Source organism: Romboutsia weinsteinii (assembly GCF_002250835.2).
Classification (GTDB): Bacteria; Bacillota; Clostridia; order Peptostreptococcales; family Peptostreptococcaceae; genus Romboutsia_A; species Romboutsia_A weinsteinii.
On the sequence record NZ_NOJY02000021.1, the window covers coordinates 1 to 20,632 of the forward strand.

Sequence of the window (20,632 nt, forward strand, 5' to 3'; positions counted from 1 at the left end):
TAAATACTGTCCCAAATAATAATACATTCATATAAGACTGTGCATAATATAATGTATTTTCACTTGCTCCAAATATTGTTAGTATCTTATCAGAAAATACTAGACCTATTATTGTTACTATTATACCTATTATTACAGCTAGTGTTATAGCATTTCCTATTGTATCTTCTGCTTCTAATTTTTTTCTTTGTCCTAATTTTATAGACATATTAGTAGCTGCCCCTATACCTACAAGAGATCCAAAAGCAATTATTATTGTAGTTATTGGCATTGTTACTCCAAGACCTGTTATTGCCATTGGTCCAACTCCCGGTATATTACCTATAAACATTCTATCTACTACATTGTAAAGTGCATTTACCATCATACCTATTATTGCTGGTACTGAATATTTTAGTAGTAGTTTGCCTACTGGCTCTGTACCTAAAACTTGTTGACTATTATCCATAATTTCCTCCATATTTATTTATATTTTATATACTCTCCAAAGTATATTTATTTTCTTTTTATTAGAATTTGTATTTTTATTAGTTCTTCGTCATAAGATTTAATTATAACACAATTAATTGCATTTGCAACTTTTTTTAAAATCAAATTTTTAATTATGTTTTTGACTTTTGGATGATGTATTTGTATAAATCGTTTTCTAGTTTTATATGTAAAAAAAGCTAGCTTAGATATTTTAAATATCTAAACTAGCTTTATACATACCATATCAAATTAAATCACGTACAAGTTTTCGAATATATTAATAATCTACTTAATCTTTACTTTATACATCTATCTACTGTAATTGTATCTAAAAAGAATGGTTCTAACCCTACAGCTACTGTATTAACTACTCTTTTTATTGTATTATCAATAATAGATATAGTAGCATCCTCTGAATTTGCTACTACAGTAAATCTATTATCCTCTGTAACAACAACTCCTATAGGTCCTACTCCAACAGGTATAGTAGCAACAACCTTGTGTAAAAATACATTTACTACAGATACACTATTCCCATTTCTATTAGTTACATAAGCTAAATTCCCCTTACTATTAAATGCTACACCTGGTGGTCTATCACCAACCGGTATATTAACTGGTGATGCAATGGCAAGCTTTGAATTAAATATTGTTATATCATCACTTCTTGGATTAGCTGATATCCCAACATAATTTTTACTTATAGCTACACTGATAGGTAATTCACCTGAAGACATAGTGCTAATTGGAAGATTTGAAAGTAAATCTATGACTACAATTTCATTGATAATTGGAAGTGTAACATATGCTAATCTTCCATCAGGATTTATTGCTATTCTTTCAGCGTTACTTGTAAGAGGTATTTCACCTATTACCTTCCACATGTGATTTTTATATTCAACTATTGAAACATTTTGACTGTCAAAATTAGTTACATAAATAAATCTTCCATTGGGTGATACAGCAACAGCTAAAGGTACCTGAGATGTAAACGGAGGTTTATTAAGATTTATTCTAGCTATTTCTTCATTACACTCAATAGAGATTACACCAATCGCTGCATCATCAGGGTATGTTGTATAAACATATTTTTTGTCAGGGCTTACTACAACATCAAGCGGAATTACATCTAAAGGAATTCTTATTACTTCTTTACCTGATAATATATCAACTACTGATATACTATCTATATTTGCTACATAAGCAAGTATTTGCATTTTACTACTGTAGTTACCGTATCTATAATAGATTTCTTTATAGTTATCATCCTTTTTTTCTATTTTATCTGCTGATTGGTACTGGCTTACTTGATTTTTAATATTTATTTGATTTCTACTTCTTATAATAGTTTCGTATGAGTCGGCTATTTTATTATCTTCGTTTTCTGCTATAGCGACTTCTTCAATATGCTCAATAGGCATGTTTATTTTTGTAGCTAGTAATTCATTTTTATTCAAGTTTATACCTCCTAGGCTTAGAATTACTCAACAAAGTTGTTTAATTTAACATATGACTAGAAATGACAATCTGTGACAAATCAAAAGATTTTGTATATTACAAAAGCCTATCCATATATTTATAATTCTTAAAATATATGGATAGGCTTCTATTATTTTCTTTCATTATCTAAGATATTGATATTATTATAGTAGTATCCTTTTAACTTCATAAGCTCATTGTGGTTTCCCATCTCAGATATTTTACCATCTTGAATTACGATTATATTATCACAATTTCTAATAGTACTTAGCCTGTGAGCTATTATAAAGCTAGTTCTTCCCTTCATTATCTCTATCATAGTCTCTTGAATCTTAAGCTCAGTCTTTGTATCTACACTACTAGTAGCTTCATCAAGTATCAATATATTAGGATTTTTTATAATGCTTCTTGCAATAGTAAGAAGTTGCCTTTCTCCCTGGCTTAGCTCTTGACCACTTTCATTGATTCTTGTGTTATATCCGTTTTTTAATCTCATAATCAAGTTATGTACTCCTACCTTTTTACAAGTATTAATTACATCTTCATCACTTACATCAAAATTTCCGTACTTAATATTTTGAGCTACAGTGTCATTAAATAAATAAGAGTCTTGTAAAACTACACCAAAGGAGTTTCTATAACTTTCTTTACAATAATCTCTTATGTCTGTGCCATCTATCTTTATGCTACCTTCAGTTGCATCATAAAATCTTGTTATTAAGTTTACTATAGTGGTCTTTCCACATCCTGTTTCACCTATTATTGCATTTGAGGTATTTGCTTTTATTCTTAGATTAATATTTTTTAATACTGGCTCTTCCTCTTTGTATCCAAAGCTTACATCTTCAAATACCAGCTCATCATTTATCTTATCAAACACCTTACAACCTTCATTATCTTCTTTTTCATCTTCTGCATCTAATACTTCAAACACCCTCTCACAACCTGCAAGCGCACTTTGAAAATTATTAAAAAGGTTGGCAAGGTTATTAAGTGGTCTAGTAAAACTTCTAGAGTAACTTAAGAAAGTTGCTATTACTCCTACTGTTATGATATTTTTAGTGGCAAGTATCCCTCCTACTACAGATATAAGTGCAAATGATAGATTATTAATAACGTTCATCATAGGCATAAGCATTGCTGAGTATATCTGTGCTTTTATACTTATTTTTAGTATTCTATCATTTATAACCTTAAAGTTTTTTATAGATTTTTCTTCATAATTAAATGCCTTTACAATGTTTATACCGCCTATCATCTCTTCCACATGAGCATTTAGCTTTCCAAGTTCTACTTGTTGGTCTTTAAATAACACCTTTGTTCTTCTTGCTATTGACTTGGTTAAAATTAGTACCAAAGGTATTGAAATTACTGTACATAAGGTTAGTATAGGGCTTGTTATTAGCATAATTATTAGTGTAGCAATTATTGTTAGTACACCTGATAGTAAGCTTGTTAGAGAATCTGATATACCTGAGCTTATGTTCTCAACATCATTGGCTACTCTACTCATAAGATCTCCATTTAAATTTTTGTCAAAGAATGATATAGGTAAATTTTGAAATTTAATAAATACTTTGCTTCTTATATTTCTTACTACCTTTTGACTCATGCCATATATTATGAAGTTTTGTAAAAATACCACTACTACGTCTATTAGATAAGATACTATCAATACTATCAGCGTTATTTTTAGTAGATTTAGATTTTTAATATCAATATAATCTACAGCCTTTCCTATTAAGTAAGGCGATGCTATTACTAATAGTGCATCTAATATAACCAGTAACAATACTACTGATAGTAGCTTTTTCTCTGACCTAAAGTATCCCCATAGCCTTTTTATTGTATTTCTAAAATCTTTAGGCTTCACCTTTTCCTTAAATCTATTTTTGTTACTACTCTTCATCTCCCAAACTCCTATTTACTTGAGACTTGAATATGTCTTTGTATTCTTTACAGCTTTTCATCAATTCATCATGCTTTCCTTGCCCTACTATTTCCCCTTCTTCTAATACATATATGTTGTCACAGTCTATTACTGAGGATATTCTTTGAGCTATGATTATACATGTTAAATCCTTTATGTATTTGCTTAAATTGTTTTTTATATTTGCCTCTGTGCCTGCATCTAGGGCACTAGTTGCATCGTCTAATATTAATAAGCTAGGTCTTTTTATAAGTGCTCTAGATATTGATATACGTTGCTTTTGTCCGCCTGATACATTGACTCCACCTTGACCAATGTGAGTGCTATAAGTATCTCTAAAGGAGTTTATAAATTCCTCAGCTTCAGCTATTTGAGCACATTGTTTTACTTCATGATATGTAGCTTTTTCACTTCCCCACCTTATATTGTCAGCAATACTTCCTGTAAATAAGGTATTCTTTTGTGGAACAATAGCAACACTTTTTCTTAGACTCTTATCACTTATCTTATTGATATCTATTCCATTAATTTTTAGAGTTCCTCTGTCTATCTTGTAAAACTTAGGTATAAGATTTATTATAGAGGTTTTTCCACTCCCAGTTGATCCTATTATCCCTATGGTTTGACCTTTACTTATCTTTAGATTTATATTTTTAAGTACTGTATTTTCATTGTCTTTGTTATAAGAAAAGTCTATATCTTCAAATTCTATACTATCTATCCTATCAATATTTTTAAGGTTTTCTTTTATATCACCGTCTTCTTTAAGTACTTCATTGACTCTTTCATAAGAGGTCTTTGCTCTTACAAACACGTTGAATATATGAGATATCATAATAAGAGAGGTAAGTATCCTAGTCATGTAGTTTATGTACGCTACTATTACTCCTATCTTTATGTCAAAAGTAGGGATATTACCTAGGTACAAGACTAATACTATACTCATATTTACTATGAAGGTTATAAAAGGACTAAACACAGACATAACTCTCATAGCCTTAGTTGATGTGTTGTATAGTTCTTCATTTGTATGCTCAAATTTATCTACTTCATACTCATATCTGTTGAAGGTCTTTACTACTCTTACTGCTCCTAGATACTCTCTTATCTTAGAGTTTAAGTTGTCTATGTTTTTCTGTACTTTTTTAAATAATGGATAGCCTATTTTTAGGTTAGTACTTATTACTATAAATACTCCTATTATCATAACTACTAGTACTATAGACATTTTTAGATTTAGTCTTATAGCCATTATTAGACTTCCTATACAAAGGATTGGTGATTTTATGAATACTCTCATCATACCGTGAACAAAGTTTTGTAGTTGTGTTACGTCATTGGTTAGTCTAGTTATTAGTGAGGCTTTGTTGAATTTTTCTATTGTTTTAAATGAATATGTATTTATTTTTGTAAATAGATCATTTCTAAGGTCATATGCAAATCTTTGAGAAACGTTTGTTGAGATTATGTTTCTAGTCAAGGCAAATATCGCTCCAAACACTGTTATAATAAACATCTTACTACCTTCTTTTAAGATGTAATTGATGTCATTTTGAGCTATTCCCTTGTCTATAATATTTGAAGTTATACCCGGTTGTATAAGATCTATTAAAGCTTCTAGTGTTACGAAGAATATAGATAGTAAAAATAGTTTGTAATATTTCTTTATATATTTTTTCATATATCACCTCTTAAGCTATGATATTTTTGTATCTGTTATAAGAATTATATGTATGAAGTATTAGTTTTAGCAAAGATTATATGATAATATTAAGATTGTATATAATTTAATATTATCATATAATCTTTGCTATTAGCGATAACTTAAGCGGCTCACGTATGGCAGCTTGTGAGTTAATTGTAATTACTAATGCTCAAATAAGCTATACTTTAAAATTAATTCTAAAGTATAGCTTATCTTATTTACTCTATTCTATTTATATACCCGATGTAGATGCTTTTAAATCTAATGATTTGTCTGAGAATAAATTGACGTAATTTCTACGTCCTTATTCTACTGTACCTAACATTAAAGTCATCACATCTTCATCAGTCTCAATTTGCCATTTTTTATCTACTTTACTTAAATTAATCTTTCCAGTTCTCGTTTGTAATTCACTATTTTTAGCTTTATCTAGCATCAAATTAGTCATATCTTCTTCAGTAGATTCTGTTCCACTAAACATATTTCCAATACTCTCTTGAATCACTTCTAACATTATATTACCAAAGTTTACTCCTGTTAGCTCAACCTCTACAGTTGCAGTATCTCCATCTACATTTTCATTAAGTACCTTTGCATCAAGTTTAGAGAATACTACATCTATTAACTCATTATCTTCTTCAGTATTTTCCACTGTGTTTGTTTGCTCTTCTATCGATTCCATTAAATACTTGCTTACATCAGCATTAGTTCCTTCTTTTATTTCTTTAAAATACTGATTCACAACATCTGATGGGCTTTGAGATGCACATCCTGTTAATATAAATATTGTACATAGTGCCATACATACTAGCTTAATTTTTTTTATCATGATAAAATCTCCCTTATTATATTATTAATCTATACTTTCTACTACATCATATTTATCTAATTTAACATCATAATCTATGTATATTTCTTTTTTATTCTCATCAAGTGCAGTTATGCTTACAGTTTTCAACTTCATATCATCTTTATTACCTGTAGTCGGAGCAAAACACTCTGTATTTGAACTTGTATCCCCTGGAAGTAATGTGTCATATGATGATAAATACGCTACTTCTCCATTATCTATCTCATATTCAAAGCTAGCTGAAGTTATAATAGATTTTGAGTTATTTTTTAGTTGAGTTTTGAAATACCTACTTCCTATTGAGTCTGGGTCTAATATTTGTGGATTTACAAACTCAATATCTGATACTACTACAGGTGATTTTACAGTATTAGATGCCACATCTCCCTCTATAACATCATACTTATCTAATTTTACATCATAGTCTATGTACACTTCCTTATCACCTTCAATTGCAGTAATGCTCACTGACTTAGCCTTCATATCATCTTTATTTCCAGTAGTAGGTCCAAAACATTGTGTTTTTGAAGTTGTTTCTCCTGGCTTTATAGTGTCATAAGATGATAGATATGCTACTTCTTTATTATCTAACTCAAGCTCTATACTAATACCCTTTATAGTTTTATCTGAGTTATTCTTAAATTGTGTTTCAAAATATATAGTACCTACTGAATCTGGTTCTAGTACTTTTGCATCAACAAATTCTATATCCTTTACTAACACAGGTGATTTAGTTTCTTCATTTTGTTTTTGAGAACTGTTAGAAGATGGATTGTCACTACTTGAGCTACATCCTACTAATGCGGTCACACTTATTAGCGATATAATTGCCAGGCTTAATATTTTACTTTTTAATGACATAAAAAATTCCTCCTATTTTGTATTATTATGTTTTAAACAAGCTCATTTATTATATAATATACACTCTGTCGAATTTTGTATTTTCCTCTGTATTTTTCCATTTATTACTTGGTATATTATGTAAATAGTTTTAGAATTATTAAATAATAATCTAACTTCTGATTTTTGACCATGTATGATTATCTAATATAATGTTAGTATTATTTAGAGATACTAACATAAAAAAATAAGCTGTGGGAACTGATATTCCTCACAGCTTACTTTGTTGATACTATAATGCTTCTAAGCTATAGCCTTTTATTTACTCGGTTTATATATCTGTAGATCGAGTTTGTTAAGTATTCAGCTCAATCTATATTTACTAATTTACAATATATGATTTAAGCAATTCTTTTACTTTAGCTGCAAAACTATCCCCTGCTCCAAAGTCAAACGCAAGTCCCGCAGTTCCCCCTCCTGTACCAACTGCTTTTACCCTTGTATTTCCCAGTGTATTATCACAAATTAGTACTAATGCTGCATTACTGTTGTTTCTAAGATAATACTTTTGAAAAGTTGTAACCGTTATGTATTTATTGCTCTCTAATTTACACTCTTCATAATCTACCATCTCTGCTCTAATTTTCTCTTTGATTATTTTATTAACTTCTATTGGTGATATGTTTACATTAAAAACTTCCTTTGCCATAAATTTTCCCCCTAGTATTTTTTATAGATACTTTCCTTATATATTTAAATCATCTATTTTAAAGTAAGTCTTCTAGAGTGTACTCGCTTAACTTTAATCTAAATGATTCTAAGGCTTCATTTAAAATAGGTTTTAACTTACAAGAACCAGCAACATTGCAAGTATTGCTTTCAGTAGAAAAGCATTCAACAATGCTTAAATTTTCTTCCATAGTTTGAAAAACATCTCCTAAATTTATATCACAAGGATCAGATGTTAGCTTTATACCACCATTTCTCCCCTTTGAAGATACAATGTAATTGTTTTTTGCTAGCTTATAAACTATTTTCTTTATATGATGAGTAGATAAATTTAAAATATTTGATAGTTCATCTACTGTAAAAAGTTCATTGGGATTATTACCTAAATATATCAGTATTCTAAAACTATAGTCGGTAAATTTTGATAAATTCATAATGCCTCCACAGATTAATGTTTTTATTTTAGTTATATTATTATTTTATACCATAATTAAAACTTATGTATAGATATAAAGATAAATATGTTTAAAAGCAAAAACAGTAGGTATAAATATAATACATTTAAAAGAGTATTTAAAATGCACATTATAAAGGAGATTAATTATGTTAAGTCAAAAAACAATAGATATAGTAAAAAGTACAGTACCTGCGTTAAAAGAACATGGAATGGAAATAACAACTACATTCTACAAAATAATGTTTAGGAACAATCCAGAAGTTAAAGAAATGTTTAATATGGATAAGCAAGAATCAGGGGCTCAACCTAAAGCACTAGCTATGACAGTATTAGCTGCAGCTCAAAATATAGATAATTTAGAGGTTTTATTACCAGCTGTAAAGAAAATAGGTCAGGTTCATGTAAATACAAATGTTAAGCCAGAGCATTACCCTATAGTAGGTAAAAATTTATTACTAGCTATAAAGGAAGTATTAGGTGATGCTGCAACTGATGAAGTGTTAGAGGCTTGGGGAGAAGCTTATGGAGTAATTGCTAAGGTGTTTATTGATGTTGAAACAGAAATATATGATGCTAAATAAATTTTAATAGTAAAAAAGCATTGCCGATTTGGTAATGCTTTTTTGTTAGTGTAAATATATAAAATTTATATGCTATTTTTATTTATATTTTGTGTTTCTTACTTATTCCTAAAAATATTAAAGCTAGTATACCTAAGCCTACATATATAGTGATTCCTGTATCACCAGTTTGTGGTGATGTTGTACTATCAATATTATTACTATTATCTTTGCTTTGGTCAGAGTCTACACTTTGATTTGGTTCTTTAGCTGGCTCTGTATCTTGATTTTGGTCTGGCGCTAGTGCTATATCTGGGTTTGAATCTTGATTTTGGTCTGTGTCCTCATCTTTGCCTGGTACTTGTTCTGAGTTTGAGCCTTGTTCTTGATCTGTGTCCTCACCTTGGTCTGGTACTTGATCCGGCTTTGATTCTTGTTCTTGGTCTGTATCCTCATCTTTGTCTGGTACTTGTTCCGGTTTTTCTACTTCCTCCATACTTGAGTCTTCTACATTTATCTCAAAGTATCTTTCATCTTCTAATTGAATCCATGTTTTCTCAAAACTTAATAGATTTTGATACGCTATTCCATCTTCATTTACCTTATTAGACTTGTAGAAAGTTATTTTCTCTGGATATTCATACAAGTACTTATCAATAGACATAATAAATTTACCATTATATTTAACTGCATCTGAAGAAACTCTTAGTTTAAAGATATCTTTTGTAGATACAATATTAGAAGAAGTTTTACTCTTTTTATAAATTTCAACACCCTCTGGTAAGTTTAAATTTACTTCACCATTATATCCTATAATTTGTAATTCTTGACTTTCATAATAGTCTCCATCTTCTATATAAGTAAATCTTGGAGTGTCACTCAAAGAAAATTCTCCTCTATTTGGTATACTTCCTTGATTATTTATAGCTGTATTATATAGTTCTTTTCCATAGTCAGATAAAAATAAAGGTTCATTACCTTTTAGTATTCCCCATAATACAGCCTGAGTTTCTCCATAAGCTTCCATATCACTTGATACATTATACTTTCCTCTAAGTCCTAGTGCATCAAATGGATATCCTATATTTATTAATGATTTGATTATTTCTGCATTTTGATTTTCTTGACCTATATACTCTTCAACTGTATCATAAGGTATTTTTTCATCAAAACCAGGTCTTGCTAAGCTTTGATTATAGCAATAAGCTAATTGGCTTTTATACTTAGATGTATAAATCTTAATCATTGAATCTTCTACAGTTGCATAAGGGTATTTTTGAGTATCTTCACTTGGACTTTCTTCAATGTTTACCGTTATTTCAGTTGTTTCAGAAAAATCTACACCCTCAGGTATATAGTATCCCTTTGGTAAAATCATCTTATATTTTATTGTTCCTGTTTGTGTAAATACTCCATCTGATGAGAATTCATCAATTGATACTTCTGGTTCCCAACTTACATATACAGATTTCCATGTTTCTCCATGGACAATTGAAACTTCTTTAGGAAAGACTAGAGTATCTACCTTCTCTCCTATGTACACAGTTTTTGTGGCGTTATGATAGCTTATAATAGCATCTACTGGTACCATTTCACTATCTTGTTCGTTAGCAAATACATAATGTATTGGGATAAACCATGTTAAAAGTACTGCTATAGATAGTGATGTAAACTTTTTTATAAGTTTACTTTTATGCGAGCTACTTTTGTTGTTTGACTCTTTCATACTACTCAATCCCTCCTAGATATTTCTAGCCGGTTGCACTACTAACTCTGTATAACTAAAGTGCCCAATTATAAGTTATACTTCAAAGTTTCTAGGATTATAGGTGCTACTTATGCAAGTAGCATCTATATAAATAGTACAAAGTAATATAAAGATCATTCAATAGTAACTCACTTCCATAAATTCATTTATTTTCCAATAGATATAAATAATTTTCTAAACTCTCATATAATGTTCATATCTAAATTATTTCACTAAAAAAAGCATTACCACTGGTAATGCTTTTTTATTAATTAAGGTATATAACCCTATGTCGTAAAACACGACTCCCCATTATTTACATTAATCTTTAAAAGAATCTTTTATAGTCACTGTAACAATCCAAGCAAACTTTTTTTCCACCTTGAAGTCTTGTAAATTGCTCTGAAGATTTTTCTTTACATATTTCACATACCTCTGATAAAAATATTCTAGCTTTTTCTGGGAGTTCTATATTTGTATCTGTTAAATTAAACAAATCTATTGGATTAGAGTCTAGTAAGTATTTTTTATATTCATCTCTGTCGAAATCTTTTGGCTTTAATTTTAGTGACATTCTAACTGACTTACCATTTTTTCTATTATAGAAGTGATATACACTTTTTCCCCTAAGTCTAATTAATAAATTTCCTTTTCCAACTGTGCAGCCTAGCATTGCTTGTATTGCATCTATCCCACAAGCATCATTTTCAGCTATACATACTATTTCTTCATCTTCTGAAAAATCAATACCTAGATACTGCCCCGCTGCTTTTGATGCTACATATCCTATGGCTAGACCTGGACATTCATGTCCGTGAAAGTTGATTACTTCTTCCCAAGTTTTCATAATGTTTTAATCCCCCTAAATAAAAAATCCATGAAGATGTACCTATAGCTATGTATAGTGTACAAACCTTCATGGTTTAGTTAATGTATAAAATTTATTTTTCATTTCTTATTAATAATGTTATACACTCTTATAATATTATACATACTTGTTAAGTCCCTGTATATAACTATCTATAAAGTGAAAATCAGCTTCTAAGCTCTCATATATATTATAATCATCACTTTCATAGATTAAGTATACATCCGATAAAACATTTATCATCAAACTCGATTGATATTACTTTAATTTAGCTTTCATAGTATGATTACTATTTAGATTAATTGTTTTTTGAAGTGGAACTGCTAACTTATATTTTTTATTAGCATCTATCTTATCAATTGTAAATGTTGCTGTCCCAGTATTACTATAATAAACATCCTTTACATTAATCCTATGACTATTAGATGGATATCTTCCTTTATGTGTTACATATATACCACTATAATAATCTTTCATATCTTCATCAAACAATACAATTTGACCTAAATAATTATAATCTCCATTTACTTTAAGAGTTATCGTAGTATTCTCCTTATCTGATTTTATATCTTTTATACTTACGCTTTTTCCATCTCCTGTATCTATATTTTTACCTATAAGTTCTTCAATAGTATAGAACTTTCTCTCTTTATCTATAGCTAAATTATAGCTAATTTTTTCTCCCTCATATTTACTAGCTGGTTTTGTCTCTACTTCTAAATCCCTTTTTCCAACACTTCTCGAAACTATTATATCTTCAACTTGAGCACCCTTTTCCATATTAGTAATCATCTTTACAGTATCTTGTCCATGAATTTTTTGCTCTATAATTGTATCCCCTGAGTACGGTGTGATGCTTAAAGTTTCAACATCTGATAAATCTCCATATACTTCAAAAGTAAAGTTCCATCCATTTTCATCGGTATGTCCATCTAGCATTTCGTATCTATAAGAATTTCCTGCATTATCTATGATTTTATAATTTGAGGCCCATATATCTTTTATCTCTTCATCAGCCGTTAGTCTTATATAGTTTCCTAAAGGAGTTATTTCTATCGTTTCAAAAGTTATTACTTTACCGTCTATTTCTACACTCTCTTTGACTTCAATTTTCTTAATAGAATCTACTTTGTTTAAATTATAAGAGAATTGCCAATCTCCTTCAAGTTCCTTTACTTCGTTACTTTTCCATTCATTAGATTTTATATATATCCTTTTTAAATTAATATTTATATCTACATTATCTTCTATGTTCTTTCCTACTACGCTATTATATAGTACTAAACTAGCTTTATTTTCATCTATTAACTTTATGCTAGCTCCTCCACCAACGAAGTTCTCTGTGTCCCCAATATATACTTCTGTCTCTGCGTACAAACTATACTTTTGATCACTTTCTTTGTATTGTTTTAGAAAATCACTTTCAATTGTCACGCTAGCAACAAATCTTTCATTATCTAATGCACTACTATCTAAAGTTATTGTCGCATTATCATCATAAATCACCATATTCTTAGCACTATCTTTACCTTTTAATTTTTCTTTAAATGGTTCTGATAATGCACTTTCTATAAAGTTATTTATAGCTAACTCTATATTATGTAATGCCTTAGCTACAACTGGAAAAGTTGCTATACTTATACTTCCTACTATTATAATACTAGCTATTTTATTTAATGCTTTCTTACTTTTAGATTCTTCCGTTTCTAATATATTTTTATATGTATTGTCTAATTTTAATCTTACATCCTCAGGTATTTCATTTATCGTATTCTTATCCATTTACTGCATCCCCTCTCTTATTTCCTTGAAAAAAATCCTTTAACTTATTTCTACTTCTAGAAAGTCTTACTTTTACAGTAGATTCTTTTTCATTTAGTAATTCACTAATTTCTCTAGAGTTAAACCCCATAACATAGTATAAGTGAAGTACAAGTTTTTGCTCATCTGAGAGAGTTTGAATACCTTCTTTAATTGAAATACTTTGAATGAAGTTCTCAGTATATCCAGCATCAAAGTATTCTTTTAATTGTATAGTTTTACTGTTCTTTCTTAAAATAGTGTTGCACTTATTTATTAGTATCCTTGTTAGCCAAGTCTTAAAGTATTTATCTTGTTTCAGAGATGATATATTTTCTAGAGCTGATAATATAGTTTCTTGCATTGCATCAGCTACATCTTCATCATTTTTTAATATAGATTTAGCAACTTTATATAAAGATAGTTCATTTTCTTTCATAAGCTGAACAAAGGCATTTTTATCTCCTTTTTTAGCCCTTTTTATTAATAAGTCCATCGTTCCTCCTGGTATCTATATATCTGCAGATATACTTTCAATTTCTTTTACACTTATTAGACATATAAGTATATCAAATAGTTACATATACTTTAAAATTTTTATTTACTTCGGGCTATAAAAAAATACTTATATTCTTTAAAAATCTGGTAAGGATCATTATCCTCTCCTATCCACCATATATCCTATAATTCAACCTCTTACCCTTCATCTCCAAAACATTACCCTTACACATCTCAATCAACCTGCTCCCAATAGCCTCATCAATCTCAACAAGCTCCTCCATTCCCTTCTCACTACTAACAATCACCGGCAAATTGTTAAAATATCTATAATTAACAATCTCAAACATAATATTCACATCACTCTCACTCAACTTCCCCTTAAACAAATCATCAATCAAAAGCACCTTCGCCTTCTTGTACTTCCCAACAGCCCTCTGATAGTACTCCTCATCCATAATATTTTGCTTAAGCCTAGTCACCACATCCCTATAAGGCATGTAAACCACCCCAACACCATCATCCATTAAGCTATTTGCAATAGCCATAGACAGATGAGTCTTTCCTGACCCCACCTGTCCAACAAACATAATCGAATTACATCGACTATCTCTCACACTCTCAAACTCCCTAACATACAGACTTGCCTTCCTATAAGCCTCTATAGTCTGCATATCATAAGCATAATTAAAATTCTCAAAGCTCTTCTTCCTAAACTCCTCACTAACTCCACTATTTTTAAGTATGTCACTAGCCTCTTTAAGAGCCCTGCACTCACAAGGAGTTGCCACTCCATCTTCTATTATAAAAGTCAAATCCCTGCACTTATCACACTTGTACTTACTCACCCTTACACAATTCTCTGACTGCTCTGATTTGCTCATCACTTGGTTTTTGGTAAATTGTCTCATCCTCATTTTCAAGCTCTCTGGCATATTTAGACTTGCTATTATCCCTTCCATAACTTGCCTCCCTCTTCTTTAGTCCTACTACATAAGCCTTATATTCCTCATAATTACTAACTTTATTACTTCTCCAAGTGTTTAATATGCCATTGATGTATCCTCTATTACACTTGCCATTATCAGTAGCTATCTCAATAGCCTTCTTAAAAAGTTCAACATCAAAACTCTCACTCACTTCAATCAGCCATTCTCCAACTACACCATTAATCAGTCCAACATTTGCCTCATAAAGTTTTGACATCTTCCCAAGTTTTTCATTATGTTCTTCTTTATTATTATCAGTAACTTGACTACTAATATCATCCCCTTCCCTTGACTGCTCTAGCTTTCTATCTTGTGACTGCTCTGGCTTTTTATCTTGACCACCATCATTATCTTTTACTTCATCAGCACCTTGCCATCTATCATCTATATCAACTTTTTCTATATCATATCCATACTTATTACACTCTTTATAAAACAAATCCAACAAGTCCTTACTCTTAATATTTCTAATCTCTTTTTCTATACATTTTTTAACCTTAGGACTAACTACCTTATTATGCTTTATCCAATTTTTTATAAAAATCTCTCTCGTATCCTTACAGTAAATAACCTTTTTATAATCCTCAAACCTAGTAATCAGCTTCTCTATAGTCTCCCTGTTATAGCCTGTCTCAGTCTCAATTATCCTCTTTGGCAACTCATATATACCACACTGACTAGTCTTGCTATTTGTCATTATGTAGATATAAAAGTACTTCTCCTCAGGAGTCAAATCAAGTACAAACCCATCCTGCCAATAATTTATATGAACCTGCCTGTATATAGCCATATTTATCCCCCTATATATTGTATAAATCTATCTTAAATAACATTTTTATGATAATTTCTCTACTTTTTTTAATTAGCTGCAAACCTTAAACACTCTAGAGGTAGTACACCTCATATATTTACTTGCAAGCTCTGGATAATCTTTTTTCAAAGCTTTACTATCTAGAGTATTTCTACTAACACTCTTCCAAGAAATCTTTCTATCTCCTAAATATCCTATCTCATACTCTTTCATTTCCATCTGAATAAATTGCTCTATAGATTTCTTTTCTTTATCAAGTTCCTTGATATTTTCAACTATCTCATCATAACGACTTATCTTATCATCCTCTATAAATATCCTTACATCTTCATTTTTACTACACTTGTACCTCTCCCTCAGATATTTGCTGTACTCCTCGTCACCACTTGGTAATGGCAACTTCTCTCCCAAAATACATTCCTTCCAAAACATCTCCTCAGCCTTCATAAGATAATCAATAATCTTTTCGTCTCTATTTAACTTATGAATTATAAGTGCTTCATTTCCAATAAGCACAGCAATATAGCAATGAGTCGCTCCGCTTACAGCCATATAGTGATGACATTGTACTTCATAATTAGCTGGTATTTTATTTTCCCATTTATTTTTCATAAAACTATTAGTCACCACGCATTTTAAAAAAGCTCTTTCAGATACAATAGCCTTATCTATATTTGCAATAGCATATGGGTATATATCATTTCTTAATATCCCATTGATACTTCTACTCTTTTTATTAGTTTTAAGAGTAAACTCCTTGGCTACAAAATTTTTTAGCTTATTAGTCAAAGTCATCTTGTAGCTAGGCTCTGATTTTTCTATACAATCACTAATATCTTCATCTTCAAGCTTATCATTGTAAACACTAATTACACCCTTGTGAGGATTTAGTCCAACTATGCTTGATGCATCACTTCCTCCTATACCACATCTTCTTGCCTCAATCCACTCTTTTGTTGTACCTTTATTGGTATCATAGATTATATTTGCGTCTATAAATTTTCTCATAAAATCTTCCCCCTACACTAAAAATTATTTATCATTTCTCCAATAATTTTCTCAAAGAAATATACTTGTCCCTTACCAGTTATCATAGTAGTAGTACAGATTTTCTTTCCTTCAGATGTAATTACCACATTTTCAGAGATTTTAAAAATACCTTGTTCTATATAGACTTGCTTTGGAGTATTTTTATCCTTGCCTCTTTTTATAAGGTATCCACTTTCTCTAAGCCAGCTATATAGCCTATTTCTACCTATTGTCACATGATTGTTATTTAGTAACTTAGCATACTGACCTACTGTTATTGAATCAAAACATACAGATATACTCTTTCCAAGCTCTGTATAAGGCTTGTCTACTTCTATAGAAGTCTTTAATCTCTCAGCTTTTTTCTCCATCTCAACTCTTTGATCTCTTGCTTCTTTATATTTTTTTATAATCTCTAGCAACACTTCGGGGTCTTTTTTTACTTTACCAAGCAAATCTTCATCCATGTATGTCCCATATTTTCTTATACTTGGTAACACCTCTTCCATAATCCATTGTTCAAACTGTATAGCACTTGGAAGCTTTGATTTTACAATCAATCTATATAAATTCCCTTCATCTATATACTTTTTCTTTACATATTGTATAATCTCAGTATTGTCTACCCTTTTACCAGTAACTACCCCCATGTCGTGAAACACGACCCCGTCTTTTATACAGTGCCTAAGGATTGCATCTCTCGGATTTGAATACCCAAGTATCTGCGCTGCTGGTATAGCTTCTACATATTCTTTATTATTTTTAATAACAACATTTAGTTCTCCAAATTCATCACTTGTAAATACTTTTAATTCATTCATAACCTATTCCCCCTTATTTTATATTACTTTTTGGTAATTATATTATCAAAAAAATCTCATTCACGTCTTTATAATCAAGCTTTAAAAAACCAACTATTTTTAAAATTTCCTTTAAATCAAACTGTGTTTTCCCATTTTCTTTGAAATTATAAGCTTTGCAACTTATACCAATCCTATCCGCCATCTCTTTTTGAGTAAGATTATTGGATACCCTCTTTGCTTTAAGAAGTTGATGTTTCATATTTTATCTCCCTCTACATTTTTTATTTAGATTATGCCCCTTGAGATTGCATTTATGTAATTTCATAGTATAGTTATTTTATTATATTGTCAATTCCATTTTTGTAATTTTTATCAAAAATGACAAATTTTATTTTTCTATATTACCATTTATATATTTTTATTTTCTTTTTGGTAAAATTATGATATTATTAATTTATAATTTTACAGTTATGTAATTTGAAATCTAAGGAGTTGTTTAATTTGGAAAGTATCGGAGCAAGAATTTCTAAAGCTAGACGTATGTTAAACCTAAATCAAAAAGAACTTAGCCAAAGAGCCAATATTACAGAGGCAAGCTTATCTAGATATGAAAATGGATTAAGAGATCCAAAAGCAGCAGTTCTAATCAAATTAGCAGAAGCTCTAGATGTGTCTACAGATTACTTACTTGGTATTACTGATGATATGAGCAGTAATAAAGTAATCTTAAAAGATGAACCTAAAAATGATATTGAAGTTATATTAAAAAATACTGAAGACATGATAAAAAAAGAGGGTATAATGTTTTCTGGTAAACCAGCTTCAAAAGAAGCTATAGACAATATTCTAACAGGTATGAAAATGGGCATGCTTCTAGCTATTGAAGAGGAAAGTAACAAAATAAAATAAGCTATACAACCTAATATAGTTGTATAGCTTCTACATAAAGGGGAGATATATTTGTTAGCTAAAGATATAAAAGAATTAGTTAAAAGGATAAAGAATTTTTACCAAAGTTCAGATCCTTTAGAAATTATAAAAAAACGAAAAATAATTCATAGCTTTTTAGGTGATAGCAGTCTGTGTAAATCTTCAGTTGAAGGTATGGATGGAATTTATTTTGAGTCTCAAGGAGTTAAGTTCATACTAATAAATCCTGATCTAGACGACCATAGAGCAAAGATAGCATATGCTAGTAACCTTGGTCACGCTATACTTCATCCAGATGTAAATATCTTCTCTTTGAAAGATGTTACTGGTTATAACATTGAAAAATACATAAAAGAAGCAGATATATTTGCCGCAGAGCTTTTACTTGATGATTATATATTTTAAGTATCCAGAGTGCTTCAAACATGATATAGCTAGGTTTGAGTGTGTAGACAAGTCCGAGGACTAGTATTTTTTTATAGCTTTTTACCGAACATACTTTCTGTTTTTATTGATAATTCTTGCTACCATAAATAAAAGAGCAAAGACTGTTAATATTTTTAACAGTCTTTGCTCTTTAAATATTTATCATATTGATACATTTGATTCTAAATGATTTTTTACACTTTCAAAATCTTTTGTATTAACTAATATTTCTTTTTCATATGACCTTTGAGATATTTTAATTATTTTATTTTTATTTATTGAGAATAAAGGGGCTTTGTATTTTAAGGCAGTTATTTGAGAGAACTCAAATATAAGACCATCATAAAATACTATCTTATCATCAGTTATTGAGGCAGTACTTTTTCTAGATTCCACGATAGCTATAACGCCTATAATGATTAGTATTATACAAGTAAATATATTTACTTTTTCATCAAATGTAATTCTATTTATAAAGTCTATGGCACTACTAATTTCTTTTTCTCCATTTAATAAAATATCCATATTTTTAGTATCAATTAGTTGTTTTATAGTAGTTACTGAGTTTGCTATAAACAAAATAGGACATAAAATGGAAACTGTATCTTTTTCCTTATACATCATACAGGTACTTTTTTTATTGCCTATTTCACTCAAAATATTTTTTCTTTCTCGGTATCCATGTAATCTAAATACTATTATAAATCCTAAAAGTAATACTCCTGATACAATTTTAATTACTGCATCATCTGAAAACATCATGCAACAAAAAGCCATTAGTATAAAAACTAACTTTATAATATCTTTACTTTTCATCTGACGCTCTCTTTTCCATTAACTTATTAACTATAGCCTCTTGTTCTTTATAATCCTTATTTATCTTTTTCAATTGGATACCATAGCTCATACCTTTGTAGTAATATAAAGATACTTTACCTGATTCAATATCTTCAAGTATTATCTGATAACACTGGTTTTCTTTTCCATCGTAAACTATATCCATAGTTAATCCACCCTGTGTATATGTATATGACTCTAGATTAGGATTTGCATCCTTATAATAATCATCGAATTTTTCTAGCTTTTTATTTTCCAAAAGCTCTTCAATCTCAGGTATTGTAATCTTACTATCATCCTCTATGCTTTGAGCAATCTTGTAATATACTTTATACATATTACTTATCTCTTTATTATCATAAATTAAATTAGTTACTTCTCTTTGTTCCTCTACAGAATCTAGATACATATCCAAAAACAACCTACCATCTATAGGTTCTGAATAATACATATTCAAATAAGCATTCTCACTACCATCTTTTAATATACTATAATATGCTGAGTATAAGTTTTCTAGTTCTGGTTCTTTAGTATCATCACCTATATACTCTACCTGAAATACTTCATTTCCCTTTTTAAACTCATACTTGCTTGTAGTATACTCGCTTTGACTTCCATCATTTTCATATGTTTCTAGCTCAACTGAATCTTTTGTTCTTTTAAGTTTAGCTTCACTTAAATTCTTAATTAATTCATTTGAATTTACTACATCATTATTTTCATAAGTTTCTGTAATATTAAAATAAGCACCTTTCAAAGTGGATGGATCATTTTTAACATTACTACATCCTACTGCACTCATTCCTAATAATCCTATACAACTTACTCCCATTATAGTTAATAAGACTTTTTTTATCTTCATTTATTTTCCCC

At 29.7% G+C, this 20,632-nt stretch carries 23 protein-coding genes and 1 riboswitch; of the genes, 3 read left to right on the forward strand and 20 right to left on the reverse strand.

The genetic code is table 11. The features are described from left to right. The 8 genes from CHL78_RS12135 to CHL78_RS12170 form a co-directional block, all read right to left on the reverse strand. The coding region (locus CHL78_RS12135; protein ID WP_243446431.1) for an MATE family efflux transporter at positions 1-448 on the reverse strand (448 nt) is incomplete at its 3' end. A gap of 319 nt (positions 449-767) precedes the next feature. Further along, a complete protein-coding gene (locus tag CHL78_RS12140) occupies positions 768-1,928 on the reverse strand; it encodes a YncE family protein (protein WP_094366692.1) in 1,161 nt (386 codons plus the stop codon). A 152-nt stretch (positions 1,929-2,080) separates the two neighbouring features. Then, the gene (locus tag CHL78_RS12145; RefSeq protein ID WP_094366691.1) at positions 2,081-3,859 is read right to left on the reverse strand and encodes an ABC transporter ATP-binding protein; all 1,779 of its coding nucleotides are present in this window, start codon (positions 3,857-3,859) and stop codon (positions 2,081-2,083) included. Further along, positions 3,849-5,561 carry an ABC transporter ATP-binding protein gene (locus CHL78_RS12150; protein WP_094366690.1) on the reverse strand — a complete coding sequence of 571 codons (1,713 nt, stop codon included), beginning with the start codon at positions 5,559-5,561 and terminating at the stop codon, positions 3,849-3,851. The genes CHL78_RS12145 and CHL78_RS12150 overlap by 11 nt, the downstream gene beginning before the upstream one ends. Before the next feature lie 328 nt (positions 5,562-5,889). After that, positions 5,890-6,414 (reverse strand): DUF4878 domain-containing protein, encoded by a 525-nt coding sequence (locus CHL78_RS12155; RefSeq protein WP_094366689.1) that lies wholly within the window; start codon positions 6,412-6,414, stop codon positions 5,890-5,892. A 24-nt stretch (positions 6,415-6,438) separates the two neighbouring features. Continuing rightward, the gene (locus CHL78_RS12160; RefSeq protein ID WP_094366688.1) at positions 6,439-7,296 is read right to left on the reverse strand and encodes a hypothetical protein; all 858 of its coding nucleotides are present in this window, start codon (positions 7,294-7,296) and stop codon (positions 6,439-6,441) included. Positions 7,297-7,657: 361 nt separating this feature from the next. Further along, positions 7,658-7,984, reverse strand: coding sequence for a DUF6054 family protein (locus tag CHL78_RS12165; protein ID WP_094366687.1), 327 nt, complete (start codon positions 7,982-7,984; stop codon positions 7,658-7,660). Between the two features lie 58 nt (positions 7,985-8,042). Next, positions 8,043-8,438, reverse strand: a complete 396-nt coding sequence (locus CHL78_RS12170) for an RrF2 family transcriptional regulator (RefSeq protein ID WP_094366686.1) — start codon at positions 8,436-8,438, stop codon at positions 8,043-8,045. Between the two features lie 169 nt (positions 8,439-8,607). Here CHL78_RS12170 and CHL78_RS12175 point away from each other — a divergent pair, with 169 nt between their 5' ends. Next, positions 8,608-9,042 carry a globin domain-containing protein gene (locus tag CHL78_RS12175; RefSeq protein ID WP_094366685.1) on the forward strand — a complete coding sequence of 145 codons (435 nt, stop codon included), beginning with the start codon at positions 8,608-8,610 and terminating at the stop codon, positions 9,040-9,042. 82 nt (positions 9,043-9,124) lie between these two features. Here the strand turns inward: CHL78_RS12175 and CHL78_RS12180 are convergent, their stop codons facing one another. The 10 genes from CHL78_RS12180 to CHL78_RS12220 all read right to left on the reverse strand — a co-directional run bounded on the left by CHL78_RS12180 (position 9,125) and on the right by CHL78_RS12220 (position 17,825). Next, the gene (locus CHL78_RS12180) at positions 9,125-10,747 is read right to left on the reverse strand and encodes a thioester domain-containing protein (protein WP_094366684.1); all 1,623 of its coding nucleotides are present in this window, start codon (positions 10,745-10,747) and stop codon (positions 9,125-9,127) included. Between the two features lie 18 nt (positions 10,748-10,765). After that, a riboswitch (cyclic di-GMP riboswitch) is annotated at positions 10,766-10,849 on the reverse strand. A 247-nt stretch (positions 10,850-11,096) separates the two neighbouring features. Continuing rightward, complete coding sequence (locus tag CHL78_RS12185) at positions 11,097-11,615, reverse strand: FmdE family protein (RefSeq protein WP_094366683.1); 519 nt, start codon at positions 11,613-11,615, stop codon at positions 11,097-11,099. Between the two features lie 138 nt (positions 11,616-11,753). After that, entirely contained in the window at positions 11,754-11,879 is a 126-nt protein-coding gene (locus CHL78_RS21350; RefSeq protein WP_274541853.1) for a hypothetical protein, read from the reverse strand. A gap of 15 nt (positions 11,880-11,894) precedes the next feature. After that, a complete protein-coding gene (locus CHL78_RS12190; protein WP_094366682.1) occupies positions 11,895-13,418 on the reverse strand; it encodes a DUF5643 domain-containing protein in 1,524 nt (507 codons plus the stop codon). Further along, entirely contained in the window at positions 13,411-13,932 is a 522-nt protein-coding gene (locus CHL78_RS12195; protein WP_094366681.1) for an RNA polymerase sigma factor, read from the reverse strand. The genes CHL78_RS12190 and CHL78_RS12195 overlap by 8 nt, the downstream gene beginning before the upstream one ends. 169 nt (positions 13,933-14,101) lie before the next feature. Next, on the reverse strand, positions 14,102-14,782 hold the full coding sequence (locus tag CHL78_RS12200; protein ID WP_243446432.1) for an ATP-binding protein: 681 nt from the start codon (positions 14,780-14,782) through the stop codon (positions 14,102-14,104). Continuing rightward, positions 14,775-15,713 (reverse strand): DnaD domain protein, encoded by a 939-nt coding sequence (locus CHL78_RS21135; protein ID WP_094366679.1) that lies wholly within the window; start codon positions 15,711-15,713, stop codon positions 14,775-14,777. Before CHL78_RS21135 ends, CHL78_RS12200 begins: the two co-directional genes overlap by 8 nt. A 72-nt stretch (positions 15,714-15,785) precedes the next feature. Then, a complete protein-coding gene (locus CHL78_RS12210; RefSeq protein ID WP_094366678.1) occupies positions 15,786-16,742 on the reverse strand; it encodes a YqaJ viral recombinase family nuclease in 957 nt (318 codons plus the stop codon). A 17-nt stretch (positions 16,743-16,759) separates the two neighbouring features. Then, entirely contained in the window at positions 16,760-17,584 is an 825-nt protein-coding gene (locus tag CHL78_RS12215; RefSeq protein WP_094366677.1) for a phage antirepressor KilAC domain-containing protein, read from the reverse strand. A gap of 37 nt (positions 17,585-17,621) precedes the next feature. Next, positions 17,622-17,825, reverse strand: a complete 204-nt coding sequence (locus CHL78_RS12220) for a helix-turn-helix transcriptional regulator (protein ID WP_094366676.1) — start codon at positions 17,823-17,825, stop codon at positions 17,622-17,624. Positions 17,826-18,067: 242 nt separating this feature from the next. Here CHL78_RS12220 and CHL78_RS12225 point away from each other — a divergent pair, with 242 nt between their 5' ends. Both CHL78_RS12225 and CHL78_RS12230 read left to right on the forward strand, forming a co-directional pair. Next, a complete protein-coding gene (locus tag CHL78_RS12225; protein ID WP_094366675.1) occupies positions 18,068-18,475 on the forward strand; it encodes a helix-turn-helix domain-containing protein in 408 nt (135 codons plus the stop codon). A 51-nt stretch (positions 18,476-18,526) separates the two neighbouring features. Further along, positions 18,527-18,901 (forward strand): ImmA/IrrE family metallo-endopeptidase, encoded by a 375-nt coding sequence (locus CHL78_RS12230; RefSeq protein ID WP_094366674.1) that lies wholly within the window; start codon positions 18,527-18,529, stop codon positions 18,899-18,901. A 183-nt stretch (positions 18,902-19,084) separates the two neighbouring features. Here CHL78_RS12230 and CHL78_RS12235 read toward each other — a convergent pair whose 3' ends face one another. Both CHL78_RS12235 and CHL78_RS12240 read right to left on the reverse strand, forming a co-directional pair. Then, positions 19,085-19,738 carry a hypothetical protein gene (locus CHL78_RS12235; protein WP_094366673.1) on the reverse strand — a complete coding sequence of 218 codons (654 nt, stop codon included), beginning with the start codon at positions 19,736-19,738 and terminating at the stop codon, positions 19,085-19,087. Next, a complete protein-coding gene (locus CHL78_RS12240; RefSeq protein WP_094366672.1) occupies positions 19,728-20,621 on the reverse strand; it encodes a hypothetical protein in 894 nt (297 codons plus the stop codon). Before CHL78_RS12240 ends, CHL78_RS12235 begins: the two co-directional genes overlap by 11 nt. Between the last annotated feature and the right edge of the window lie 11 nt (positions 20,622-20,632).